The organism is Salinispora cortesiana (assembly GCF_000484695.1).
In the GTDB taxonomy this organism is placed as follows: domain Bacteria; phylum Actinomycetota; class Actinomycetes; order Mycobacteriales; family Micromonosporaceae; genus Micromonospora; species Micromonospora cortesiana.
This window is the reverse complement of sequence record NZ_AXVR01000038.1, coordinates 1-24930: the sequence shown is the minus strand read 5'-3', so window position 1 is coordinate 24930 and position 24930 is coordinate 1. Positions and strand designations below refer to the sequence as shown.

General features: G+C 71.4%; 19 protein-coding genes and 1 pseudogene. 13 read left to right on the top strand and 7 right to left on the bottom strand.

Annotated elements, in window-relative coordinates; translation table 11 throughout:
• The first annotated feature begins 101 nt into the window (after nt 1–101).
• Genes K228_RS0116690 through dapF form a run of 3 tightly spaced genes read left to right on the top strand, consistent with a single transcriptional unit; the run spans nt 102 to nt 2766 of the window.
• Entirely contained in the window at nt 102–938 is an 837-nt protein-coding gene (locus tag K228_RS0116690; RefSeq protein ID WP_025619464.1) for a class III extradiol dioxygenase subunit B-like domain-containing protein, read from the top strand.
• On the top strand, nt 911–1915 hold the full coding sequence (gene miaA, locus K228_RS0116685; RefSeq protein ID WP_025619463.1) for a tRNA (adenosine(37)-N6)-dimethylallyltransferase MiaA: 1005 nt from the start codon (nt 911–913) through the stop codon (nt 1913–1915). The genes K228_RS0116690 and miaA overlap by 28 nt, the downstream gene beginning before the upstream one ends.
• A gap of 8 nt (nt 1916–1923) precedes the next feature.
• Entirely contained in the window at nt 1924–2766 is an 843-nt protein-coding gene (gene dapF / locus K228_RS0116680; protein ID WP_025619462.1) for a diaminopimelate epimerase, read from the top strand.
• Nucleotides 2767–2854: 88 nt separating this feature from the next.
• Here dapF and K228_RS0116675 read toward each other — a convergent pair whose 3' ends face one another.
• Both K228_RS0116675 and K228_RS0116670 read right to left on the bottom strand, forming a co-directional pair.
• Nucleotides 2855–4120 (bottom strand): aquaporin, encoded by a 1266-nt coding sequence (locus K228_RS0116675; protein ID WP_025619461.1) that lies wholly within the window; start codon nt 4118–4120, stop codon nt 2855–2857.
• A 134-nt stretch (nt 4121–4254) separates the two neighbouring features.
• Nucleotides 4255–5766, bottom strand: coding sequence for an NAD-dependent malic enzyme (locus tag K228_RS0116670; RefSeq protein WP_029723663.1), 1512 nt, complete (start codon nt 5764–5766; stop codon nt 4255–4257).
• Between the two features lie 176 nt (nt 5767–5942).
• Between K228_RS0116670 and hflX the strand changes: the two genes are divergently transcribed.
• Both hflX and K228_RS0116660 read left to right on the top strand, forming a co-directional pair.
• On the top strand, nt 5943–7409 hold the full coding sequence (hflX, locus tag K228_RS0116665) for a GTPase HflX (protein WP_025619459.1): 1467 nt from the start codon (nt 5943–5945) through the stop codon (nt 7407–7409).
• Nucleotides 7410–7457: 48 nt separating this feature from the next.
• The gene (locus tag K228_RS0116660; RefSeq protein ID WP_025619458.1) at nt 7458–9068 is read left to right on the top strand and encodes an SMP-30/gluconolactonase/LRE family protein; all 1611 of its coding nucleotides are present in this window, start codon (nt 7458–7460) and stop codon (nt 9066–9068) included.
• 27 nt (nt 9069–9095) lie between these two features.
• Here K228_RS0116660 and lexA read toward each other — a convergent pair whose 3' ends face one another.
• Nucleotides 9096–9881, bottom strand: a complete 786-nt coding sequence (gene lexA / locus K228_RS0116655) for a transcriptional repressor LexA (RefSeq protein WP_025619457.1) — start codon at nt 9879–9881, stop codon at nt 9096–9098.
• A 560-nt stretch (nt 9882–10441) separates the two neighbouring features.
• Between lexA and nrdR the strand changes: the two genes are divergently transcribed.
• The 4 genes from nrdR to K228_RS0116635 all read left to right on the top strand — a co-directional run bounded on the left by nrdR (nt 10442) and on the right by K228_RS0116635 (nt 15265).
• Complete coding sequence (gene nrdR, locus K228_RS0116650; protein ID WP_018724097.1) at nt 10442–10906, top strand: transcriptional regulator NrdR; 465 nt, start codon at nt 10442–10444, stop codon at nt 10904–10906.
• A gap of 165 nt (nt 10907–11071) precedes the next feature.
• A complete protein-coding gene (locus K228_RS0116645; protein ID WP_025619456.1) occupies nt 11072–13963 on the top strand; it encodes a vitamin B12-dependent ribonucleotide reductase in 2892 nt (963 codons plus the stop codon).
• A 101-nt stretch (nt 13964–14064) separates the two neighbouring features.
• The gene (locus tag K228_RS0116640) at nt 14065–15000 is read left to right on the top strand and encodes a DUF2332 domain-containing protein (protein WP_025619455.1); all 936 of its coding nucleotides are present in this window, start codon (nt 14065–14067) and stop codon (nt 14998–15000) included.
• Between the two features lie 25 nt (nt 15001–15025).
• Nucleotides 15026–15265, top strand: a complete 240-nt coding sequence (locus K228_RS0116635; RefSeq protein ID WP_033777004.1) for a DUF5522 domain-containing protein — start codon at nt 15026–15028, stop codon at nt 15263–15265.
• Nucleotides 15266–15325: 60 nt separating this feature from the next.
• Here K228_RS0116635 and K228_RS0116630 read toward each other — a convergent pair whose 3' ends face one another.
• Nucleotides 15326–16024: an iron-dependent transcriptional repressor DtxR gene (locus K228_RS0116630; protein WP_025619453.1), complete on the bottom strand. Its 699-nt coding sequence runs from the start codon at nt 16022–16024 to the stop codon at nt 15326–15328.
• Nucleotides 16025–16380: 356 nt separating this feature from the next.
• Here K228_RS0116630 and bla point away from each other — a divergent pair, with 356 nt between their 5' ends.
• Nucleotides 16381–17304: a class A beta-lactamase gene (gene bla / locus K228_RS0116620; RefSeq protein ID WP_029723662.1), complete on the top strand. Its 924-nt coding sequence runs from the start codon at nt 16381–16383 to the stop codon at nt 17302–17304.
• Here the strand turns inward: bla and K228_RS0116615 are convergent.
• Both K228_RS0116615 and K228_RS0116610 read right to left on the bottom strand, forming a co-directional pair.
• Nucleotides 17301–18224, bottom strand: a complete 924-nt coding sequence (locus tag K228_RS0116615) for a serine hydrolase (RefSeq protein WP_025619451.1) — start codon at nt 18222–18224, stop codon at nt 17301–17303. The two genes, bla and K228_RS0116615, sit on opposite strands and share 4 nt — an antisense overlap.
• Entirely contained in the window at nt 18221–19153 is a 933-nt protein-coding gene (locus tag K228_RS0116610) for a LysR family transcriptional regulator (RefSeq protein WP_025619450.1), read from the bottom strand. Before K228_RS0116610 ends, K228_RS0116615 begins: the two co-directional genes overlap by 4 nt.
• Nucleotides 19154–19193: 40 nt before the next feature.
• On the opposite strand from K228_RS0116610, the pseudogene K228_RS25740 reads away from it, so the two are divergent.
• The 3 genes and pseudogenes from K228_RS25740 (at nt 19194) to K228_RS0116595 (ending at nt 24080) form a co-directional block, all read left to right on the top strand.
• Nucleotides 19194–20074 (top strand): annotated as a pseudogene (locus K228_RS25740) (sulfurtransferase).
• Nucleotides 20075–20196: 122 nt separating this feature from the next.
• Nucleotides 20197–21378 (top strand): acetoin utilization protein AcuC, encoded by a 1182-nt coding sequence (locus K228_RS0116600; RefSeq protein WP_025619449.1) that lies wholly within the window; start codon nt 20197–20199, stop codon nt 21376–21378.
• Nucleotides 21379–21407: 29 nt separating this feature from the next.
• Nucleotides 21408–24080, top strand: coding sequence for a bifunctional acetate--CoA ligase family protein/GNAT family N-acetyltransferase (locus K228_RS0116595; protein WP_080671619.1), 2673 nt, complete (start codon nt 21408–21410; stop codon nt 24078–24080).
• 54 nt (nt 24081–24134) lie between these two features.
• On the opposite strand, the gene K228_RS0116590 is transcribed toward K228_RS0116595, so the two are convergent.
• On the bottom strand, nt 24135–24930 hold a 796-nt coding region (locus K228_RS0116590), incomplete at its 5' end, for a sigma-70 family RNA polymerase sigma factor (RefSeq protein WP_025619447.1).

Here is a 24930-nt window from a genome sequence, read left to right as displayed (position 1 = left end):
CGAGTGTCGGAACCTCTGTTCGGACGTACTCGTCAGTAGCCGGAATCCCGGGGTCCGGCCGCGGGAAGGCGCGCGGCGGTGCGTTCGGACCAGCCGCTACCGTGGCCCTCGTGCCCCTGGTCGCCGCCGCCGTCTGCCCGCACCCCCCGCTACTCGTTCCCGAGGTGGCGGGCGCCGCGTCCACCGAGTTGGCCGAGCTGCGTGCCGCCTGTGACAGGGTCGTTGCCCGGCTGCTCGCCGCCGAGCCGGACCGGATCGTGTTGCTCGGGTGCGGGTCGGTGACCATGTCCTTCGGCGCCGCGGAGCATGGCTCGTTCCATCGGTACGGGATCCACCGGCGGGTGCCGCTGTCGCCGACCGACGCTGCCGACCGCACTGATGAGGCTGCTGCCGGGCCGGCGCGGCTGCCGCTGAGTCTGACGATCGGGGCGTGGCTACTCGGTCGCGCTGGTACAGCGCTGCCCCGTTCCGCGGTGGCGGTCGCCGCCGACGAGCCTGCCGCCCGCTGCGCCGCCCTGGGTGCGGGCCTGCTCAACCGAGACCTCTCCGATGCGGGCCTGATCAACGCGGATCTGCTCGGCTCGGTGCCCGGGAACGCATCGGACGGCGCTACATCCTGCCGGCTCGGGCTGCTCGTCCTGGGTGACGGGTCGGCCTGCCGGGTGGAGTGGTCACCCGGCTCCGACGATCCGCGCGCCGAGCCGTACGACCAGGCGGTGGCGCGGGCACTGGCCGGTGCGGACACACGTGCCCTCGGTGCATTGGACGCGGAGCTGTCGGCGGGGCTGAAGGCCACCGGCCGCGCGCCCTGGCAGGTCCTGGCCGGCGCGGTCCGGGCGGCCGGGGGCTCCTGGAGTGGGGAGCTGGCCTACGCCGCGGCACCCTACGGGGTGACCTACCTCGTCGCCTCCTGGGCACCGACGGGAGCGGCCCGGTGAGCGCCGCCGACGCCGCCGACGCCCGCCGGGCAGCGGGCGCGGTGCCGGCCGACGGTAGCCCTCCGCCGGCGGGCACGGTGGTGGGCGTGGTCGGTCCGACCGCGGCCGGTAAGTCGGCCCTGAGCGTCGCCCTCGCCCACGAGCTCGACGGTGAGGTCGTCAATGCCGACTCGATGCAGCTCTACCGTGGCATGGATATCGGCACCGCCAAGCTGACCATCGACGAACGTGCGGGGGTGCCGCACCATCTGCTGGACATCTGGCCGGTGACCGAGCCGGCCAGCGTCGCCGAGTACCAGCGGCTCGCCCGGGCGGCGGTTGACGACATCCTGGCCCGGGGGCGGGTGCCGCTGCTGGTCGGCGGTTCGGGCCTCTACCTCCGCGCCGTGTTGGAACGCTTCGAGTTCCCCGGTACGGATCCGGTGCTCCGGCAACGGTTGGAGGCGGAGCTGGCGCAGACTGGCCCGGCTGCCCTGCACGAGCGACTGCGCGCGGTTGACCCGGACGCGGCGGCGAACATTCTGCCCGGCAACGGCCGGCGGATCGTCCGTGCCTTGGAGGTGGTCGAGCTGACCGGTGCGCCCTTCGCCGCCGCACTGCCCGACCCCAGCCCGTACTACCGGTCGGTGCAGGTGGGCGTCGACCTGGACACCGCTCAGCTCGACGAGCGGATCGCGCTGCGGGTGGACCGGATGTGGGCCGACGGCTTGGTGGCCGAGACCCGGGCGCTGGCCGACCAGGGGCTGGCCGCGGGGCGTACGGCCAGCCGTGCCCTCGGCTACCAGCAGGTCCTGCGCTTCCTGGCCGGAGAGCTGACCGAGTCCGAGGCGTACCAGGAGACGATCCGCGCCACCCGCCGGTTTGTCCGTCGCCAGCGGTCCTGGTTCCGCCGGGATCCGCGGATCACCTGGCTCGACTCGGCTGAAACCGGACTGGTGGCAGAGGCGCTGCGAGTGGTCCGGCCCGCTGCGCGATGATGGGAGTCGTGGAGTTCACCAAGGGGCACGGCACCGGCAACGACTTCGTGATCCTGCCCGATCCCGACGGCGCCCTCGAGCTGACCCCGGACCTGGTCGCGGCCTTGTGTGACCGGCGGCAGGGCATCGGTGGGGACGGCGTGCTGCGGGTGCTCCGCGCCGCGCGGCACCCCGACGGGGCGGCCCTTGCCGGTGCGGCCGAGTGGTTCATGGACTACTGGAACTCCGACGGCTCGGTGGCCGAGATGTGTGGCAACGGCGCCCGGGTCTTCGTCCGCTACCTGCTGGAAGCCGGGTTGGTGGTGCCGTCGGACGCGGCGCTGCCGGTGGCCACCCGCGCCGGTCTCGTGCGGGCGCGGGTCGAGGGGGAGGACCTGGCGGTCGAGATGCGGCGGCCCCGGTTGGCCGGCACCTCGTTCGCGGTGCTCGGCGGGCTGGCCCTGCCCGGTACGGCGGTTGATGTCGGCAACCCGCACCTGGTCTGCCCGGTGCCGGCCGGGCTGGAACTGGCGGCTCTCGACCTGACCCGGGCCCCGGAGTTCGACCCGGTGATCTTCCCGGCCGGGGTCAATGTCGAGTTCGTCACCTCCGGGATCCCGACGGACGGGGCCGATGGCTACGTGCGGATGCGGGTCTACGAGCGGGGCAGCGCGGAGACGCGCTCCTGCGGCACCGGTGCGTGTGCGGTGGCCGCGGTCGCCCTGCGGGACGCGGGCCGGGACACCGGTGTGGTCGCCGTGGAGGTGCCCGGTGGTCGTCTGGTGGTGACCCAGACCGCCCAGGGCTGCTGGTTGGCGGGGCCTGCCGTGCTGGTGGCGAGCGGCGAGGTTGCCCTCGGGGCGCTGGTCTGACCAGCCGGCAGTGGCCCGGCCCCTCCGGGCGGGTGATTGAGTTGGTGCGCCAGCCGCCATGGCCGTGAGCATCGGCTCCCGCAATCCGCTACGGGGTGCTACCCGGTGTGCGCCGCAGCTCCGTGAGCAGTCGCTGTACCCGGTTCCGGAGCTCGTCGCGGACCGGGCGGATGGCCTCGATGCCCAGGCCGGTGGAGTCGTCGAGCTCCCAGTTCTCGTGGCGTTCAGCTGGAAAGTCGGGAAGATCACTGCGGCGCCCGATGGTGATGATGATGTCAGCGGACGCCGCGGTCGCGGGCCGCAGCAGCGTCGGCACCTGACCGGTGATGTCGATGCCGACCTCCCACATGGCCACCGCGGCGGCGGGGTCGACCTGGCCGGCGGGGGCGGAGCCGGCGGAGCGCACCTCGACGGTGTCGCCGGCGAGCTGGCGTAGCCAACCGGCGGCCAACTGCGAGCCGCTGACGTCGTGGACGGAGACGAACAGCACCGAGGGTTTGCCGGGAGCTGTGGATTCGGACGGAGCAACCCCGAGGTGTTCCTCCTCGTCGAGCTGCTGCGAGCGGGGCGGTGGCCTGCCCGTGCAGCGGCGGCGGCCCGCTCGACGGTTCGGTGGCCCCTGGCTTCCCGTCGTTGCCGACTCCGCGGGGACGACGACCTGGTCGGCGGCGGCACCGGCGTCGGGGTAGAGGGCGGTGAGCAGGCCGATGCCGAGGGCGAGTCCGGCCAACTGGGCCAGGATGAAACCGGGCACCGAGGTGGGGGCGATGCCGGCGAAGGTGTCGGAGAACGCCCGGCCGATGGTGACCGCGGGATTGGCGAAGGAGGTGGACGAGGTGAACCAGGACGCGGCCCCGATGTAGGCACCGACGGCGGCCGGGGCCACCGACGCGCGCCCGGACCGGGCGAGGGCGAAGATCAGTAGGACCAGCCCGGAGGTGGCGACAATCTCGCCGATCCAGAGGTGCCAGGCGGCCCGCTCCTTGCCGGCGAAGTCGATCGCGGCGAGGTCGAACATCAGGTGCGCCAGCACCGCACCGGCGATCCCGCCGAGGACCTGGGCCACTCCGTAGGCACCCAGGGAGCCGGCGGTCAGACCGGTGCCGGCACGCCGCCCGAGGAACCAGTCGGCGGCGGAGACGACCGGGTTGAAGTGAGCCCCGGAGACCGGTCCGAAGATCAGGATCAGCGTGCCGAGGGTGAAGGCGGTGGTGATCGAGTTGGCCAGCAGCTGAAGGCCGACCTGGTCGGGGGCGAGGGTGGTGGCCATGATTCCGGAGCTGACCACGGCGGTGACCAGCAGGGCGGTGCCGGTGAACTCAGCCAGCAGGCGTCGCCAGAGTGTGCTGGTCATCGCTTGGTATCCCACCATCTGCGGTTGCCGAGGACCGGCGCGAGATCCGGTTACCAGCTCTGGTGCGGCCCAAACCACGCCCGGACCACCTGCTGGTCGCGGTGATCCGGGTGCGGTGGGTGGTGGCGGGCGGCCTAGGGGGTGGCGCTCGCGTTGGCGGCGATCTCGGGCAGGTCGGCCGGGCCCGGATCGGCGGCGGGCGGCGGGGTGGTCGCCGGGTTCTGCGCGGCGGCGCGGACGGCCGCGGCGACGGCCGGGGCCACCCGGGAGTCGAAGACGCTGGGGACGATGACCGTCGGGTTGATCTTCTCCTCGCCGACGACGTCGGCGATGGCCTGGGCCGCGGCGATCGCCATCTCCTCCGTGAAGCCCTCCGCGTGCGCGTCCAGCATCCCCCGGAACACGCCGGGGAAGGCCAGCACGTTGTTGATCTGGTTGGGCTGGTCGGAGCGGCCGGTGGCGACCACGGCGGCGTGCTTGCGCGCCTCCCGCGGGTCAACCTCCGGGTCCGGGTTCGCCAGCGCGAACACGATCGCGTCCTTGGCCATGGCGGCGATGTCGTCGCCGGTGAGCAGGTTGGGGGCGCTCACGCCGATGAAGACGTCCGCGTCCCGTACCGCCCCGGCCAGGTCGCCGGAGTAGTTCTCCCGGTTCGTGTGCTCGGCCAGCCACTGCCAGGCCGGGTTCAGCCCGGTCATCCCACGGTGCAGCGCACCCTGCCGGTCGTACGCGATGATGTCGCCCACGCCCTGGCGCAGCAGCAGCTTCATGATCGCGGTGCCGGCGGCGCCCGCGCCGGAGACCACCACCCGTACCCGCGCCAGCTCCTTACCGACGACGCGGAGCGCGTTGGTCAGCGCGGCCAGCACACAGATCGCCGTGCCGTGCTGGTCGTCGTGGAAGACCGGGATGTCCAGCGCCGCGCGCAGCTGTGCCTCGATCTCGAAGCAGCGCGGCGCGGCGATGTCCTCCAGGTTGATTCCGCCGTACGCGGGTGCGATCGCCTTGACGATCGACACGATCTCGTCGGTGTCCTGGGTGTCGAGCACCACGGGCCAGGCGTCCACCCCGCCGAAGCGCTTGAACAGCGCCGCCTTGCCCTCCATCACCGGCAGCGACGCCGCCGGCCCCAGGTTGCCCAGGCCGAGCACGGCGGAGCCGTCGCTGACCACCGCCACCGTGTTGCGTTTGATGGTCAGGCGCCGCGCGTCCGCCGGGTTCTCCGCGATGGCCTGGCAGACCCGGGCCACCCCCGGGGTGTACGCCCGGGACAGCTCGTCTCGGGTGCGCAGCGCGACCTTCGGGCTGACCTCGATCTTGCCGCCGAGGTGCAGCAGGAACGTGCGGTCGGAGACCTTTCGCACGTTAACCCCGTCGAGCGCGGTGAGCGCGTCAACCACCTGGTCGGCGTGGTTGGCGTCGGCAGTGTCGCAGGTCAGGTCGACGGTGACGTGGGTGTGGTCGGAGTCGACCACGTCGAGCGCGGTGACGATTGCCCCGGCCTCACCGACCGTGGTGGTCAACCGCCCGATGGAGGAGGCATCCGCGGTTACTGCGATCCGGACCGTGATCGAGAATCCGGCACTCGGCAGTCGGGTGGTGGCCACACAGTTCCTTCCGATGACGCTGAACGACTCGCCCCGCATTTCTACTCGCCCCCGGTTACGGCACCGCATCCGACCCCGTTACCAGCGGGTAGCCCGGGCATATTGCCGATGCGGGTGGCGTTGTCACATGTCAGGATTGCTGGGAACCGGCCGCAATTTCCCGGCAGCACGGCGGGCAAACAGCCAGCCGGCGGTAAACAGACAGGAGGCGCGGTTTGCGAGAGCAGGAGACCTTCCTTCCCGACGAGGGCGACCAGCTCGACGCCACCACCGGTGAGTTCGAGCTGTCGGAGCGGCAGGCGCTGCGGCGGGTCCCCGGCCTCTCCACCGAGCTGACCGACATCACCGAGGTCGAGTACCGCCAGCTTCGGCTGGAGCGGGTCGTCCTGGTCGGGGTCTGGACCGAGGGTTCGCAGCAGGACGCCGAGAACTCTCTCGCGGAGCTGGCGGCGCTGGCCGAGACGGCTGGCTCGCAGGTGCTTGAGGGGCTGATCCAGCGCCGGCAACGGCCCGACCCGGCCACCTACGTTGGCCGGGGCAAGGTGGATGACCTGGGGGCAGCCGTGCTCTCCAGCGGCGCCGACACGGTGATCTGCGACGGGGAGCTCTCCCCGTCCCAGCTACGCAACCTGGAGCAGCGCATCAAGGTGAAGGTCGTCGATCGCACCGCCCTCATTCTGGATATCTTCGCCCAGCACGCGAAGAGCCGGGAGGGTAAGGCGCAGGTCGAGTTGGCCCAGCTGGAGTACCTGCTACCCCGGCTGCGGGGTTGGGGTGAGACCCTTTCCCGGCAGAGCGGTGGATCAGGCCGCGGCGGTGGTGCCGGTGGCGGCGTGGGCCTGCGTGGCCCGGGTGAAACCAAGTTGGAGACCGACCGGCGGCGGATCCGGCACCGCATCGCCCGGCTGCGCCGGGAGATCAAGGGCATGCGCACGGTACGCCAGACCAAGCGCGCCCGTCGCTATCGCAACGCGGTGCCCGCGGTGGCCATCGCGGGCTACACGAACGCCGGCAAGTCCAGCCTGCTGAATCAGCTGACCGGGGCCGGGGTGCTGGTGGAAAACGCCCTCTTCGCCACGCTGGACCCGACGATCCGCAAGGCGACCACCGCAGAAGGGCGTCACTTCACCTTCTCCGACACGGTGGGCTTCGTGCGGCATCTGCCGCACCAGATCGTCGAGGCGTTCCGCTCCACCCTTGAGGAGGTGGCGGAGGCCGACCTGGTGGTGCATGTCGTTGACGGCACCCACCCGGACCCGGAAGAGCAGGTTCGTGCCGTCCGTGCCGTTCTCGCCGAGGTGGGCGCCGACCGGCTGCCGGAGCTGTTGGTGGTCAACAAGACCGACGCCGCCGGTGCCGAGAACCTGCTCCGGCTCAAGCGGCTCTGGCCGGAGGCGATCTTCGTCTCCGCGCACTCCGGGTTCGGCGTTGCCGACCTGCGCCGCGCGGTCGAGGCCCAGCTACCCCGCCCGGCCGTGGAGGTCCGCGCGGTCCTGCCGTACGAGCGGGGCGACCTGGTGGCCCGGGCGCACCAGCAGGGCGAGGTGCTCAGCACGGCGCACCTGCCCGAGGGCACCCTGCTGCAGGCCCGGGTCAGTGCGGCGCTCGCCGCCGAGTTGGCGCCCTTCCAGTCGACCGAGGCGCCGGAGCCGTCAGCGGTGGGCTCCGGGGTGCGTTCGTAGCCGTTCAGTGTGGGCGGCGGTAATCCGCCGCCATGCGACACTATGCGGATGCGTCGCTTTTTCACCCTGACCACGGGTGCCCTCAGCCTGCTGGGGGCAGCCGCGGTAGCCATCGGTGTAGTCCTGGTCATGGTGCCGTCGCCGGCTTCGGCGGAGGGGCAGAAGCGTTGCACCGTCACCGACGACCGGCTGCGGGAGCTGTCCGGGCTGGTGGCCACCGAGACCGGTTACATCGTGATCAACGACAGCACCGACGTCGAGAGCCAAAAGCGGGTCTTCTTCCTGGACGCCGACTGCGAGATCGCCGGGGACCCGGTCCGCTACTCCGTCGGCGGCCCCCTGGACACCGAGGACCTGGCGTTGTCGCCAGACGGGAAGACCCTCTGGGTTGCCGACACCGGCGACAACCTGACCAGCAGCAACCACCGGGAGCGGGTGGCGGTGTGGAGCATGCCGGTCAGTGGTGACGAGAGGCTGACGCTGCACCGCCTCGCCTACCCAGACAACAAGCCGCGGGATGCCGAGGCCCTGGTCATCGACGATGACGGCGTCCCGGTGATCATCACCAAGGTCGTCTCCGGCAAGGCCGAGATCTTCACCGTTGATGGGGAACTACCCAGCGGCGACACCGAACCGGGGAAGATGAAGAAGCTCGGCGAGGTGGAGCTGCCGACGACCGAGACGGAGAACGCGCTCGGGGCGCTCGGGCAAACGGCGATCACCGGGGCCGCCCGTTCCCCGGATGGCGCGCGGGTGGTGCTGCGCACCTATGCGGACGCCTTCGAGTACGACGTCGCCGACGGCGACCTTGTCACGGCGCTGACGACGACGGAACCCCGGGTGACTCCGCTCGCGGACCCGTTCGGTGAGGCGATTACCTACACTCCGGACGGTAAGACCTTTCTGACCGTATCCGACGGCGGCCAGCTCGACGAAGGCGAGCCGGTCGACGTCCTGTCGTATACGCCGACGGCGAAGACGGAGCCAGCCCCGGAGACGAACGCCGACGGATCGGAGGAGTCGACGGCCTCCTGGTTCGACAGCCTCTCCCTGCAGGAGATCGCGTACCTGGTCATCGGGGCTGTGGGCCTGATCGGTATGGGGCTGGTCGGGGCGGGTGTGACCGGCGTCGTACGGGCCCGGCGGCGACCGGCCACGACTACGGGTGCCGGCGGGCCGGCCGATGGCAACGGTTCGCGCGACCCCGCCGACCGTCCCCGCGGGGGTGTCTACGGCGGCGCACCGGTCGCCGGGGTCCACGGGGCGCGTCGGGAGCCGGGCCGGGCGGCCGCTCCGGCCGACCAGGGCGGATATGGCGGTGGCCGCCCGGCGGAGGGGGGTCGTCCCGCTGCCGGTGTCTATGGCAGGCGACCCGTCGGTGGTGCTGGTGGGCCCCGTCCCGCTGCAGGTAGCGGTCAGGGTGCCGGTGCCGGTGCCGGTGCCGGTGCCAGTGCCGGTCGTGCGGCCGGTGGGAGCCGTGGCGGCGGTGTCTATGGCGGGGGAGCCGGTGGTGGCGTGTACGGCGGTGGGCGTGCCCAACCGCCGCGTCGCGACGGCGGTGCGCCGCGCGATGGTCAGCGCCGGGAGTCCGGCTCCAGCCCGAGCGGACCTGGGCCGGAGCCGGGCGGTGGGCGCGGCCAACACGGCGGCCGCTACTGATCCGGTGGCCACGGCGGCCGTTACTGGTCAGATGCGGCGGAGCACCGTGACGACCCGGCCCATGATGGTGGCGTCGTCGCCCGGGATCGGGTCGAAGGCCGGGTTCTGCGGCATCAGCCAGACGTGGCCGTCCCGCCGCCGGTAGGTCTTCACCGTCGCCTCGCCGTCGAGCATGGCGGCCACGATGTCGCCGGATTCGGCGGTGGGTTGCTGTCGGACGACCACCCAGTCACCGTCGCAGATCGCCGCGTCCAGCATCGAGTCGCCCTTGACCTGGAGCATGAAGACCTCGCCCTCGCCGACCAACTCGCGGGGCAGCGGGAAAATATCTTCAATGGCCTGCTCGGCGAGGATTGGACCGCCGGCGGCGATTCGGCCCAGCATCGGCACATAGGCCGGGACCGGCCGCTGCGCGAGTGCCGCCTCGTCGTCGATGGCGTCGCCGGGAGGCCGAACGTCAACTGCGCGTGGCCGGTTTGGGTCGCGGCGCAGAAAGCCCTTCTTCTCCAGCTCCTTGAGCTGGTAGGCAACGCTGGACGGCGACACCAGCCCGACCGCCTCGCCGATCTCGCGCACGCTCGGCGGGTAGCCGTGTCGCTCGACCCAGGTGCGAATAAACTCCAGGATCCGCCGCTGCCGGGCCGTAAGGTCAACGGTTGCCGGTTCGGGGAATGCGCTGACGACGGGGGTGACCGGACGCACAGCGGGCGAACCGGTGCGGCCCCGCGCGGCACGTCGACGGCGGGTGCTCGCCGTGCCCGCCTCGGTGATCTGCTGCGGGCTCTTCGGCCGGTTGGTCCGGTCCTCGGTCACGTCCGTCCTCCCTGGTCGGCGCTCGGGTGCCCCGTCAATCGTGGTGTTGTTCGCGGCGGAAGCCCGTCGCGAGCCGGTCGTCCCTGACCGTATAGGCGAGATCAGCCTTCTTCAAACATCTGTACGACCTTGGTCGGCGTGTCGGGGTGGTTCTTGCCTGGGTCGCACTCCTGTTCTGGTAAATAGTACGACGGGTCGTACTTGTGTTCTAATTTCGGGCTCGTGTGGGTGGTTGGTCGGAATGACCCGTAGTGATTTGCCGTTGCGGGAGGTTGGGATGCTCGGTGGCGCTGATATCGGCCGCACGGGTGGGGTGACCTAGGTCGCTGGGTGACGCGCCGGACAGGCTCGCCAACTTGACCTCAGTTCCCGGGCGGCATACGGTCAACCCCTAGATGTAGTAGTCATTGGGCGCTAGTTGCCTATAGGTTGGGTTCGACTACGGACCGCACTCCATCCGCCAGCGCGGCGAAGACCGTCGAAAGGACGGCTCCGCCGTGGTGACGCGTGTCTGGATGCGGCCGGCTCGGCCCCACGGCCGATGAAGGAGGTCGGGCTCCATGCGGTGTCCGTACTGCCGGCACCCCGACTCCCGGGTCGTTGACTCGCGGGAAGCCGACGACGGTCAGCTGATCCGGCGCCGGCGCTCCTGCCCGGAGTGCGGCAAGCGGTTCACCACGGTGGAGGAGGCGGTCCTCGCAGTCGTCAAACGCAGCGGGGTCACCGAGCCCTTCAGCCGTACGAAGATCATCGGCGGGGTGCGCAAGGCGTGCCAGGGACGTCCGGTTGACGACGACTCCATTGCCCTGCTGGCGCAGAAGGTCGAGGAGACCGTACGGGCCAAGGGTGCTGCCGAGCTTCCCAGCCATGAGGTCGGCCTGGCCATCCTGGGCCCGCTGCGGGACCTGGACGAGGTGGCCTACCTCCGGTTTGCCAGCGTCTACCGGTCGTTCGAGTCGCTCGCCGACTTCGAGCGGGAGATCGAGACGCTGCGGACCGCGGCGCAGGTCCGCGAGGGAGGCTGAGGCGGTCGGGACAGCTGGCCGCACCAGAGCGGGCCGCGGGCGCGGACGGGTTTGACGGTAGGGCCGCGCGTGGGACGCGAACGGGTTTGACGGTAGGGCCGCGCGTGGGGCGCGGTCGGGTTTGACGGTAGGGCCGCGCGTGGGGCGCGGACGAGGGGCGATGAGATGCCGGGGGACGGTGTGACAACGAGCAAGTCACGGAGCAAGGCGGCAGCGGGTCTGAAGGTCGAGCGGGTGTGGACCACCGAGGGGGTCCACCCGTACGACGAGGTGACCTGGGAGCGTCGGGACGTCGTGATGACGAACTGGCGGGACGGCTCGATCAACTTCGAGCAGCGCGGCGTGGAGTTCCCACAGGAGTGGAGCGTCAACGCGGCCAACATCGTGACCACCAAGTACTTCCGGGGTGCGGTGGGGACCCCGGAGCGGGAGTGGTCGCTTCGGCAGCTGATCGACCGGGTGGTGGCCACCTACCGCACCGCCGGTGAGGAGTACGGCTACTTCGCCACCCCGGCCGACGCCGAGATCTTCGCCCACGAACTGACCTGGATGCTGCTGCACCAGGTGTTCAGCTTCAACTCGCCGGTCTGGTTCAACGTCGGCACGTCCTCGCCGCAGCAGGTCAGCGCATGCTTCATCCTCTCCGTCGATGACTCGATGGACTCCATCCTGGACTGGTACAAGGAGGAGGGGCTGATCTTCAAGGGTGGCTCCGGCTCCGGAGTCAACCTCTCCCGGATCCGCTCCTCAAAGGAGCTGCTCTCCTCCGGCGGCACCGCCTCCGGCCCGGTCAGCTTCATGCGCGGTGCCGACGCGTCGGCCGGCACCATTAAGTCCGGCGGGGCGACCCGGCGGGCGGCCAAGATGGTCATTCTCGACGTCGACCACCCGGACATCGAGGAGTTCGTGGTCACCAAGGCGCGCGAGGAGGACAAGGTCCGCGCCCTGCGCGACGCCGGCTTCGACATGGACCTGGGCGGCGCGGACATCGTCAGCGTGCAGTACCAGAACGCCAACAACTCGGTCCGGGTCAGCGACGAGTTCATGACGGCGGTGCAGGACGGCGGCACCTTCGACCTGCGTGGCCGGCTCGATGGCTCGGTGATCGACACGATCGACGCGAAGCCGCTGTTCCGGACCATCTCCCAGGCCGCCTGGGAGTGCGCCGACCCGGGGCTCCAGTACGACGACACCATCAACGACTGGCACACCTGCCCGGAGACCGGGCGGATCACCGCGTCGAACCCCTGCTCGGAGTACCTGCACCTGGACAACTCCTCGTGCAACCTGGCCTCGCTCAACCTGATGCGGTTCCTCCGCGCCGACGGCGGCTTCGAGGTGGAGAAGTTCGTCCGCTCGGTCGAGCTGGTCATCACCGCGATGGACATCTCGATCTGCTTCGCCGACTTCCCCACCGAGAAGATCGGCGAGACCACCCGGGCATACCGGCAGCTTGGCATCGGGTATGCCAACCTCGGTGCGCTGCTGATGGCCTCCGGCCTGCCGTACGGCTCGGACCAGGGGCGCTCGCTGGCCGCGGCGATCACCTCGCTGATGACCGGCACCGCGTACCGTCGCTCCGCCGAACTGGCCGGCATCGTCGGCGCGTACGACGGCTACGCCCGCAACGCCGAGCCGCACAAGCGGGTCATGCGTAAGCACGCCGCCGCGAACGACGAGATCAAGGCCACCGGTGCCGTCGCCACGGCGGTGCAGCGGGAGGCCACCCGGCAGTGGACCCTCGGCAACAAGCTGGGTGACCGGAACGGCTGGCGTAACTCGCAGGCCAGCGTCCTGGCGCCCACCGGCACCATCGGCCTGATGATGGACTGCGACACCACCGGCGTCGAGCCGGACCTGGCGTTGGTCAAGTTCAAGAAGCTGGTCGGTGGCGGCTCGATGCAGATCGTCAACCAGACCGTGCCGCGCGCGCTGCGCACCCTCGGCTACCCGGAGGAGCAGGTCGAGGCGATCGTCGAGCACATCGCCGAGCACGGTCACGTGGTGGACGCCCCGGGTCTCAAGCCGGAGCACTACCCGGTCTTCGACTGCGCCATGGGCGAGCGGTCCATCGCCCCGATGGGCCACGTGCGAATGATGGCGGCCGTCCAGCCGTTCATCTCCGGCGCCATCTCCAAGACGGTCAACATGCCGGAGCAGGCCACCGTCGAGGATGTCGAGAAGATCTACTTCGAGGGCTGGCGGCTCGGCCTCAAGGCGCTGGCGATCTACCGCGACAACTGCAAGGTGGGCCAGCCGTTGTCGGTGGCGAAGAAGGAGAAGGCCGCCACCCCTGCCCCGGTGGAGGCGACGCCGGCCGCGGTCGAGAAGGTCGTGGAGAAGGTCATCGAGTACCGGCCGGTGCGGAAGCGGCTGCCGAAGAAGCGCCCGTCGGAGACGATCTCCTTCTCGGTCGGCGGAGCGGAGGGCTACCTCACCTCGTCGTCCTACCCGGATGACGGCCTCGGCGAGGTCTTCCTCAAGATGTCGAAGCAGGGCTCGACGCTGGCCGGTGTGATGGATGCCTTCTCGGTGGCCATCTCCATCGGTCTGCAGCACGGTGTCCCGCTGGAGACCTACGTCAGCAAGTTCACCAACATGCGCTTCGAGCCGGCTGGTATGACCGACGACCCGGACGTGCGGATGGCGGCCTCGGTGATGGACTACATCTTCCGCCGCCTGGCCCTGGACTTCCTGCCGTACGAGCGCCGCGCGGAGCTGGGCATCTTCACCGCCAAGGAGCGGGCCGCTCAGCTCGCGGCCGAGGCGGAGGCGGAGACGAACACGGCGGACCTCACCGCGATGGCCTCCTCAGCCCCGGTCGAGACCCGGCCGGAGGAGCCGAAGGTCGGTCCGGTCGCCCAGCCGGCCCAGGAGCTGGCCGACGTCGCGGCGGCGCAGCCGGCCCCGTCCGTGGGGTCGAGCACGGAGCTGCTGGAAGCGGTGATCGGTAAGGCTGCCGACGCGCCGCTCTGCTTCACCTGTGGTACGAAGATGCGCCCGGCCGGCAGCTGCTACGTCTGCGAGGGCTGCGGTTCCACCAGCGGTTGTAGCTGACATATGTGCACGTGTGACCTCGGGCGAGGGTGCCCGGGGTCGCACGTGGCGGCGGTCGGTGCGGGGCACCGGACTCTCCGCTGTGGTGCGATCCTGAGGGCGTGACGGCAGCCGATACCTATCGCACCTTCGCCACCCGGGAGGCGTGTGGCGTGTCACCGGCGTACGAGCGCTTGGCGCTGGCGGTGTCCGGTGACGCCGATCTGCTCGCGTTGATCGAGCGGCTTCCGCCGGCCAAACGGCAACCGAATCTGCTCTTCGGCGTGGTTCGGCTGCTCGGTGGTCCGGTCGAGGACCCGGCGGCCTTTCACGCCTACGTTCTGGCGAACTGGCCGGCGATCGAGGTGGAGATCCGGCGCAGGGCGACCCAGACGAACGAGGCGGGGCGGTGCGCCGTCCTGCTGCCGCTGCTCGCCGCGCTACCCCAACCGCTCGCACTGTTGGAGGTTGGTGCGTCGGCGGGGCTCTGTCTCTACCCCGACCGGTACGCGTACCGCTACGACCGCCAGCTCCTGGGCGACGGCCGCCCCGTCCTCGACTGCACGCTCACCGGCACCCTGCCCCCGAGCCGGCTACCCACCGTGGTGTGGCGGGCCGGGCTGGACCTCAATCCGCTGGACGTGACCGACGCGAACGATCTTGCCTGGCTGGACGCTCTCATCTGGCCGGAGCATGCCCACCGGCGGGCACGGCTGCGGGCAGCGGCGAATCTGGCCGCGGCCGATCCGCCGCTGCTTGTCCGCGGGGACCTGGTGGACGACCTGCCGGCGGTGGCCGCGTTGGCCCCGCCCGAGGCGACCCTGGTGGTGTTCCACACGACCGTGCTGTACCAGGTGCCGCAGCGCCGACGTACCGCCTTCGTCGAGTTGGTTCGTGGGCTGCCCGGCAACTGGATCGCCGCGGAGTCGACGCGAGCGCTGCCCTACGACGGATTGCCCAACCCACCCGGTGCCGGTTTCAACAATGTGCTCGCGCTCGACGGCAAGCCACTGGCGTGGGCCCAGGCGCACGGGCAGGCAGCGGCCTGGTTCGCTTAGCCACCAGGCCCCTACACTGCCCGGCGTGGGTGGGGAGCGAAAACCGTTGGCGAATCGGCCGTTGACCGTGCCACACCCGTCCCGGTTGCCGCCCGAGGACCCGCAACGCGAGCGGATCTGCGCCGCCCACGCCGCTGCCCTGGCGGCCGGTCAGGCCGGCTACCCCGACCCGACCACCGGTCTGTTCGTGCTTACCGCCGGCTTTCTCGCCCGTCGTGGCACCTGCTGCGGTCGCGGTTGCCGCCACTGCCCGTACCTCGACTGAGCCCTCGATGCGGAGCAGGCGGCCGGGTCGGTGCGGTGCGTGGCTGCCCGGAAGCCGTGGTCAGCTGGCGGCGACGAAGACCCGGGAGGCCACCTCGCGGGGGAGGCGGACGCGGTCGCCGTAGCGGTCGATGGACACGCCGTCCCGCTCCTGGGCGACGGTCACCGTGGCACCGGGGTCAACCCCGGCGGCGTGCAGCTGGCGCAACACGTCCGAGTTGCTCTGCAGGCTCTCGCAGATGCGCCGGACGACGACCGTGCCGGAGAGGCCGGGGAACGCCAGGTTGCGTTCCCCCTCGGCGGGCTCCGTGGCCGAAGGGCCCGCCGATCCCAGCGCTTCCAGCCCGGGGATCGGGTTGCCGTACGGCGAGCGGGTCGGCCGGTTGAGCAGGTCGTAGACCCGCTGCTCGACAGCGTCGCTCATGACGTGCTCCCACCGGCAGGCCTCCTCGTGGGCCTCCTCGTAGGGCATGCCGATCACGTTGACCAGAAGCAGCTCCGCCAGTCGGTGTTTGCGCATCACGGAGACCGCCGCGTCACGGCCGGTGTCGGTGAGCGTGAGGTGGCGGTCGCCCTCAACGGTGAGCAGGCCGTCCCGCTCCATCCGGGCGACGGTCTGGCTGACCGTGGGACCGCTCTGGCGCAGCCGCTCGGCGATGCGGGCACGCAGCGGCGGCACACCCTCCTCCTCGAGCTCGAGGATGGTCCGTAGGTACATCTCGGTCGTGTCGACCAGTGAGTGCGCGATGATCTCAATCACCCGTTAACGAGAAACAAATCGGACGGCAAGTGTCTCACGCACGACCCCCACTCATCCACGTGACCCGCTACCGCAGGTTGTGGTTGACCATGGCGGTCGCCGACTCCAACTGGGGTTTCGCGGTCACTAGGCCCACGGATTCGGCGTGAGACACATCGATGTTACCCGCGCCGATGGTGCCGGCCGCTGAGGCCGGACCCATCGGCGTGAGGCTGGACGACAGCGAAGTACGTATGCCAGATCAGCATGAAGTTCACTCCTTCCGTCTTCGACGGCATCCCAAAGCCCCTGTCAAGGTCGTGTCCAGCCCGATCGGTGCTCTTCGTGGTCGGGTCAACGACAAGTAGGGAGTCACGATGACGATTTCGACACGGCGGGTGATCGCCGCAGTTGCCGGGGCGACGGCACTCATCCCGCTGTCCGCCTGCGCCACCGCGGACCCGACCGGGGAGCGGTCGCCCGGCAGCGCGGTGACCGTCGGTACCTCGGCCGCCGCGTACCTCAACCACGAGTTCCGGCAGCTGGAGGAGAGGTTCGACGCCCGGCTGGGGATCTACGCGGTCGACACAGTCACCGGTCGGACGGTCCGCTACCGGGCCGACGAGCGGTTCGCCTACGGCTCGACTTTCAAGGCGCTGGCCGCTGCCGAGGTCCTCGACGCGACCACCGACGCCGAACTGGACCAGGTGGTGCGGTACTCGGCGGACGACCTGGTGGACTATTCACCGATCACGGAGCAGTACGTCGCCGAGGGCATGACGTTGCGGGCCATCGCCGATGCCGCCGTTCGCTACAGTGACAACACCGCCGGCAACCTGCTGCTGCACCACCTCGGGGGGCCGGAGCGGTTCGAGCAGGAACTGAGGGGAATCGGCGACAACGTCACCGACGCGGATCGATACGAGACCGATCTCAACGAGGCGACCCCGGGCGATCCGCGAGACACCAGCACCGCCCGAGTCCTGGCCGAGGACCTGCGGGAGTACGCCGTCGACGACGCCCTCGAACCCACCGACCGGGACATCCTCAACGCCTGGTTGCGGGGCAACACCACCGGCGGGGAACTGATCCGCGCCGGCGTCCCCGACGGCTGGGTCGTTGGGGACAAGACCGGAGCGGCCGGGTACGGCACCCGCAACGACATCGCGGTGATCTGGCCGCCGGACCGCGCGCCGATCGTCCTCGCCGTGCTGTCCAGCCGGGACGAACCGGACGCCAGCTTCGACAACGCCCTCATCGCCGAGGCCACCGAGGTGGTCATCGCCCAGCTGGGAATCTAACCCCACCACGGCGGGGCGCCCGTGCGTAGATAGCCGTGCAGCACCCGCGCGACATGCGCCATGGTCGCCTCGCTGCCCGGTTGCGCGACGGCGGGTACGCGGGAGGCGGTCAACGCGGCGACGGCGTATGACTGCCCGTCGGTGTGGTCCACCACCCCCACCTCGTGTCGCAGGTGCAGCAGAGTGCCGGTCTTTGAGGACCAGCGCGCGGCGTCGGAGGTGAAGTCGGGTGCGAGTCGCTGCCGGAGCAGGTTGTCGGCCATCAGCTCGCGTACCCGGGCGGCGGTGGCCTCGCCGATCGTCGTGGGCCGCCAGAGGGCGTGCAGCAGGTCCACGAAGGCCCGGGCCGACCCGGTGTTGGCGCGGGTGACGTCGAGTTGGGCGACCGGGTGGCCGCTCCCGGCGGTCGCGGTGCCGATGGCGAGAGCCTGAGCCAGGTGCGCCTCATCGGGTCGGAGCCGTTCCCTTGGCGTGTCGGTGAGCTCACTGATCCGGTGTCGGACGGCGATGCCTTCGATGCAAAGTCGCCGCAGCTCGGCGGCGACCGCGGCCGGTGGGGTGAGGTCGAAGAGGGCGTCGGCGGCGACCCCGTCGCTGATGGCGATGCTCAGGTAGAGCAGGTCGTCCAGGGCGACCCGGGCCGGGTGGCGAAACCGGCTCAGCCCGGTGGTGGTGCCCGGTGTGGTGATCAGGCCAGGTGTGATGTCGATCGGCGTCGCCGGGTCAAGGTCTCCGCGCGCCACCCGTTCCAGGACAGCTACGGCCAGCGGCACCTTCACCAGCGACGCCGCCGGAAAGGGGGTGTCCGCGTCGAGGCCGATCTCGTCGCCGGTGTCGAGGTTGCGGACGAGGAAGGCTCCGTGCAGCCCCGCCTCCGCGAGGAGTTCGCGCGCGTTGCGCAGCACAGCGGAGACGCTCACCTCGGCTCCCCGGTCGGCGGCCGGTCCGGTAGCCGGCCCCCGGTGGGTTCCCGGGGGTCGGCCTGGGCACCCAGGCAACGGGCGATCTCCGAGTGCAGGGCAGAGCGCAGCTGTTCGAGGTCCTTGTGCGCGCCGGCGGCGACGTCGTAGCCGCGCTGGAGCCGGGGATCAGCCAGGGTGCACCAGTGCAGCCCGAAGTCCCCGGCCTGTTGCTCTGAACAGAGCAGCAGGTCAGGGGAGCTGAGAGCCTGGGCGGCGGCATCCACCAGAGACGGCGTGACCGCCACCTGGGTCGGTGCCAGACCGACGGACTGGCCGGCGCGGGTCAGCGGATCCCGCAGGTGGGCAACGTCGTCCTCGGGTTGGATGAGGATTCGCCGTCGCGCCGCCGCGCCGGTTCGGCCGGCGCGCAGGGTCTCCAGGAACACCATCCGGGCGGGGAAGACGGTCCGGGAGGCCAGCCCGAGCGGAATCCGCCAGAGCGACGCCTCGGCCGGAACCGCGACGATCCCGGCGCTGACCTCCAGGGTCCGACAGAGCTGTTCGCGCCCCGCCGGGTCGGTCGGCCGTACCTCCAGCTGGATCCGTTGCCGCCGCCCGGCGGCCACCAGGGCGGCCAGGCGGTGGGGTGGGCAGCTGTCGGGTACGGCGACTCGGAGCGGGCGCAACCGAGCCCGCTCGGCGTCCTCGGTCATCGCATCGGCGAGGTCGACCAGGCGGCGCGCCGTGCGCAGCATGTCCTGCCCGAACGGCGTCAATCGGACCGCCCGGGAGGACCGGTCGAAGAGCCGGGCGCCGAAGTGTTCCTCCAGGGCGGCGATGCGCCGGCTGGCCACCGACTGCGGGATTCCCGCCGCAGCCGCGCCGGAGGTGAAGCTGCCGTGGCCGCTGACGGCCACGAAGGCCCGGCAGGCAGCCACCACATCCACCCGGCGATTCTATGCAAGCGGATGGTGTTGACTGGGCGTCATGTCCGGTACCGAAATCCTGCTGGTCGAGGTCGACCAACTCGCCGCCGAGATGCGCGGTGACGACCCGCCGACCCTGCTCGACGTCCGTTGGCGCCTGACCGGCCCACCCGGGCGTGACGACTACGCCACCGGGCACCTGCCCGGGGCGGTCTTCGTCGACCTGGACACCGAACTGTGTGGCCCGCCCGGCACCCCCTGCCCGACCCCGCTGCCCTCCAGGCCGCGCTGCGGGCCGCCGGCGTCCGGGCCGGGCACCCGGTCGTGGTCTACGACGGTGGGGACGGCATGTCCGCCGCCCGTGCCTGGTGGACGCTGCGCTGGGCCGGTCACCGGCGGGTACGCCTGCTGCACGGCGGCCACCCCGCCTGGGTGGCGGCGGGGCTGCCCACCTCCACCGACGTACCCACCCCGCGCCCCGGCGACGTTGAGGTGCGCTCCGGCGCCCTGCCGGTGCTGGTCGCGGCCGAGGCCGCCCGGCTGGCCGCCGCCGAGGCGGGGGCGCTGGTCGATGTCCGTGCCGCACCGCGCTACCGGGGGGAGACCGAGCCGGTCGATCCGGTTGCCGGGCACGTGCCGGGCGCGGTCAACCTGCCGGCACCGGAGTACGTGACCGAGGGCCGCTTCTCCGCCGTCGACGTGCTGCGGGAGCGGTTCGCCGCCGCCGGAGTGGACGCCGCCGCGCCGGTCGGGGTCTACTGTGGCTCCGGTGTGACCGCCGCGCAGGCCGTTCTCGCCCTGCACCTGGCCGGTCGCCCGGATGCCGCCCTCTATGTCGGGTCCTGGAGTAACTGGGTCGCCGATCCGTCCCGCCCCGTCGCGACGGTGCAGGAGCCCGGGTCCGCCCCCGGTTTGACCCGAGGTCCCACGTCACCAGCGTGATGCCCACGCCACGGGTGGCCACTCATGTTCTTCGGGTACCGGCTGCCCACGCCGCGCCGACACCGGCGGCGTGGGCAGCGCGTGCGACAGGCCGGGGGAGTCCTCGTGCGACGATAGGGCCCATGTCGGACGACACAGTGGTGGTGTGGGACGAGACACTGCTCTCCTACGACCTCGGCGACCACCCCCTCGACCCGGTACGGGTCGAGCTGACCGTCGCGCTCGCCCGAGAACTGGGTGTGCTCGGGCGTCCCGGGGTGCGGCTGGTCGAGCCGAAACCCGCCGACGACGAGCTGCTGAACCGGGTGCACGACGCGGCGTACCTGGAAGCCGTACGAGCTGCCCCGCAGGATCCGCTCTTTACCGGGTTCGGGCTGGGTACCCCGGACAATCCGGTCTTCCCGAAGATGCACGAGGCCAGCGCGTTGGTCGCCGGGGCCACCGTCGCGGCAGCCGAGGCGGTCTGGCAGGGCACGGCACGCCGGGCGGTCAACGTGGCGGGCGGCCTGCACCACGCGATGCCCGACCGGGCCGCCGGCTTCTGCGTCTACAACGATCCCGCCGTGGGTATCGCCCACCTGCTTGACCTGGGCGCACGTCGGGTTGCCTACGTCGATGTGGACGTGCACCACGGCGACGGGGTGCAACAGGCCTTCTGGGATGACCCACGGGTGCTCACGGTGAGCCTGCACGAGACTCCACTCGCGCTCTTTCCGGGCACCGGGTTTCCCGACGAGACCGGCGGTGCGCAGGCCCAGGGAACCGCGGTCAACGTGCCGCTGCCACCGGGGGTCGAGGACGCCGGCTGGCAGCGGGCGTTCCACGCGATCGTGCCGTCGGTGCTGCGCGCGTTTGCGCCCGAGATCCTGGTCACCCAGTGTGGCGCGGATGCGCACCGGCTCGACCCGCTAGCTGACCTGCGTCTGTCGGTAGACGGGCAGCGTGCCACCTACATCGCTTTGCAGGCGCTCGCCGACGAGCTCTGCGAGGGCCGCTGGGTCGCCACCGGCGGCGGTGGATACGCGCTGGTCGAGGTCGTGCCCCGAGCCTGGACCCACCTGCTCGCGGTGGCCACTGGTGAACCGCTCGCGCCGGCGACGCTCTGTCCGCCCGCCTGGCGCGAGCTCGCCCAGCTCCGCCGTCCGGGGCAGGAGGTGCCGTTGCGGATGACCGACGAGGCCAACCCGTCGTACGAGCCGTGGCAGCCCTCCGGGGAGCCGAACTCGGTGGACCGGGCCATCGTGGCCGCGCGCAAGGCGGTGTTCCCGCTGCTCGGGCTTGACCCGTACGACCCGCGCGACTAGGGCCCGTGTCGAGTCACCCGCCGGTCGCGCTGACCTTCGACGACACCGGCCCGAACGCGGCCGGGAGGAAGGACGCTCGCGTGACCACAGGTGAACAGCCAGTGGACGTGCTGCTCAGCGACGGCACTACCGTCCAGTTGCGGCCGATCCGGCCAACGGACGCACCGGGCATCGTCGCCATGCATTCGCGCTTCTCCGAGCGCACCCGCTACCTGCGCTACTTCTCGCCGTACCCCCGGATACCGGAGCGCGACCTGCGGCGGTTTGTCAACGTTGACCACCACGACCGGGAGGCGTTCGTCGTGCTGGCCAGCGGCCAGATCGTCGCGGTCGGCCGGTACGAGCGGCTGGGCCCAGCCGCCACCGAGGCCGAGGTCGCCTTCGTGGTCGAGGACGCATACCAGGGCCGGGGCATCGGATCGGTGCTGCTGGAACACCTCGCCGACGCGGCCCGGCGGGTCGGCATCCCGACCTTCGTGGCGGAGGTGCTGCCGGCCAACAACGCGATGCTCCGGGTCTTCGCCGACTTCGGCTATCAGGTGCGGCGTCAGTTCGCCGATGGCGTCGTGCACCTGAGCTTCCCGATCGCGCCGACCGAGGCGACCCTTGAGGTGCAGCGGGGCCGCGAGCATCGCACCGAGGCCCGGTCGGTCGCCCGGCTGCTCGCGCCCCGGGGGGTCGCCATCTACGGGGCCAGCGCCACCGGGCAGGGGGTCGGGGCGGCGGTCCTCGGGCACCTGCGCGACTACGGGTTCACCGGTGCGGTGGTGCCGGTGCATCCGAGCGCGCGAACGGTGGCCGGGCTGCCCGCGTACCCGTCGGCCGCCGCGGCGGGTCTGCCGATCGACCTGGCGGTGGTGGCGGTGCCGCCGGCGGCGGTGGAGACGGTCGTCGCCGATGCGGCCGCCGCCGGAGCGCATGGCCTGGTCGTGATCAGCGCGGGTTTCGCCGAGGCCGGTGCGGACGGCGCGGTCGCCCAGCGCCGGCTGGTTCGGGCGACGCACGCGGCGGGCATGCGGATCATCGGCCCGAACTGCCTGGGGATGGCGAACACCAGCACCGAGGTACGCCTGAACGCCACGCTGGCCCCGCGGTTGCCGGTCCCCGGCCGGGTTGGTCTGTTCAGCCAGTCCGGGGCGTTCGGGGTGGCGCTGCTGGCCGAGGTGGAGCGGCGGGGACTCGGGCTGTCCAGCTTCGTGTCGGCCGGGAACCGGGCTGACGTCTCCGGTAACGACCTGTTGCAGTACTGGCAGGACGACCCGAACACCGATGTGATCCTGCTGTACCTGGAGACCTTCGGCAATCCCCGCAAGTTCGCCCGACTGGCCCGCGGCATCGGGCGGGAGAAGCCGATCGTTGCGCTGGCGCCGTCGGCCCACGCACCTGGTCCCGGCCCGGCAACGGGCCCGGATGAGTACGCTGCCGGTTTGGGCGCGGCGGATCCCGGTGTGGTGGGCCGTGAGGCGCCGGGTCCGGACGACGCCGCGATCAGTGCCCTCTTCGCCCAGTCCGGGGTGATTCGGGTGGACACCGTCGCCGAACTGCTCGATGTCGGCGTGCTGCTGGCCAACCAGCCGCTGCCCGCCGGCGACCGGGTGGGGGTCGTCGGTAACTCCTCGGCCCTGACCGGATTGGCCGCCTCCGCCGCCACCGCGGTGGGGCTCACCGTCGCCGACGGCTACCCCCGCGATGTCGGGCCGGACGCCGGGGCGGCCGACTTCGCCACCGCTCTCGGCGCCGCCGTGGCCGACGACGGGGTGGACGCGCTGGTGGCGGTCTTCGCCCCGCCGCTGCCGGGCCAGCTGCCCGACGCCGAGACGGACTTCACCTCGGCGCTGCCCGCGGTGCTTGCCGGCGGCAAGCCCACCGTGGCGACGTTCCTGGCCGGACGGGCCCCCTCCGGGGTGCCCGCGTACCCGAGCGTGGAGGAGGCGGTGCGTGCCCTGGGGCAGGTGACCGTGTACGCCGGATGGCTGCGTCGCCCCACCGGCACGCACCCGGAGCTGTCTGACGTGGACCGGGACGCGGCCCAGGCGGCGCTGCGGCCGGAGGCGTTCGACCCGGCCGGGCTGCTCGCCGCGTACGGGATCAACGTGGTGGAGTCGGTGCTGGTGGCGTCGGAGCAGGAGGCCGTCGCGGCAGCGCGAAAGCTGGGGTACCCGGTGGCGATAAAGGCCGCCGCCCCCGGTCTGCGGCACCGGCTGGACCTCGGCGCGGTCCGCCTCGACCTGCCCGACAAGGCGCGGGTACGACGCGCGTACGCCAAGATGGCGGCGGAGTTTGGCGTGGATGTCCTGGTCCAGCCGATGGTCCCGCCCGGAGTGGCCTGCGTGGTGGAGCTGGTGGAGGACCCGGCGTTCGGTCCGGTGGTGGGCTTCGGCGTGGGGGGTGTCGCCACCGAGCTGCTCGGCGACCGGGCCTGGCGGGCGGTGCCGCTGACCGACCGCGACGCCGCGGAGTTGGTGGACGAGCCCCGCGCGGCCCCACTGCTACGCGGTCATCGTGGGGCGGCGCCGGTGGACCGAAAGGCTCTGGCCGAGTTGCTGCTGCGGGTCGGGCGGCTCGCCGACGAGCAGCCCCGGGCCCGCACCCTGACGCTGAACCCGGTGCTGGCCCGGCCGGACGGCTTGTCGGTGCTGCACGCCACCGTACGGCTTGTCTCCGCTACCGTCCGCCCCGACACCGGCCCCCGCCGGCTCTGACCCGAGTCCGGGCGGCGTGGCCTTGAGCGGACGGTTCCGGAGCTGGTCGCGGGGTCAGCAGGCGTACGCCTCCAGGCGCTGTGCCCGCTCCGGGGCGCGTAGCTTGTGCAGTGTCCCCTTCTCGATCTGGCGGATCCGCTCCCGGGAGAGGCCGAATTCCCGACCGACCTCGTCCAGGGTGCGCTGCCGCCCGTCGTCCAGCCCGAACCGGAGCCGGATCACCGCCTGCTCCCGCTGGGAGAGGGTGGCGAGCACCCCCCGCATCTCCTGGCGCAACTCGCCACGGCTGGCGGTGTCCTCGGTCCTGGCCGTCGAGTCCATCGCGGCGACGAAGTCGCCGAGCGGGCTCTCGCCGTCCTCGCCGACGGTCTGGTCCAGGCTCACCGGTTCCCGGTCGTAGGAGATCAGCTCGATTACCTGGATTTCCGGGATGTCCAGCGTCCGCGCCACCTCCGCGACGGTGGGCTCGCGACCCAGCGTGACCGACAGCTCGCGCCGGGTCCGCACCATGCGGTTGACCTGCTCGACCATGTGTACCGGGATGCGGATGGTGCGGGCCTGGTCGGCCATGGCGCGGGTGATGGCCTGGCGGATCCACCAGGTGGCGTAGGTGGAGAACTTGTAGCCCTTGGTGTAGTCGAACTTCTCGACCGCGCGGATCAGGCCGAGGTTGCCTTCCTGGATCAGGTCGAGGAAGGCCATCCCACGGCCGGTGTAGCGCTTGGCGATGCTGACGACCAGGCGGAGGTTCGCCTCCAGCAGGTGGTCCTTGGCGGCGCGCCCCTCGGCGGCGACGAGCTCCAGGTCGGCGCGGAGCGCCACGGAGACCGGCGTGCAGGTGGCTAGCTTG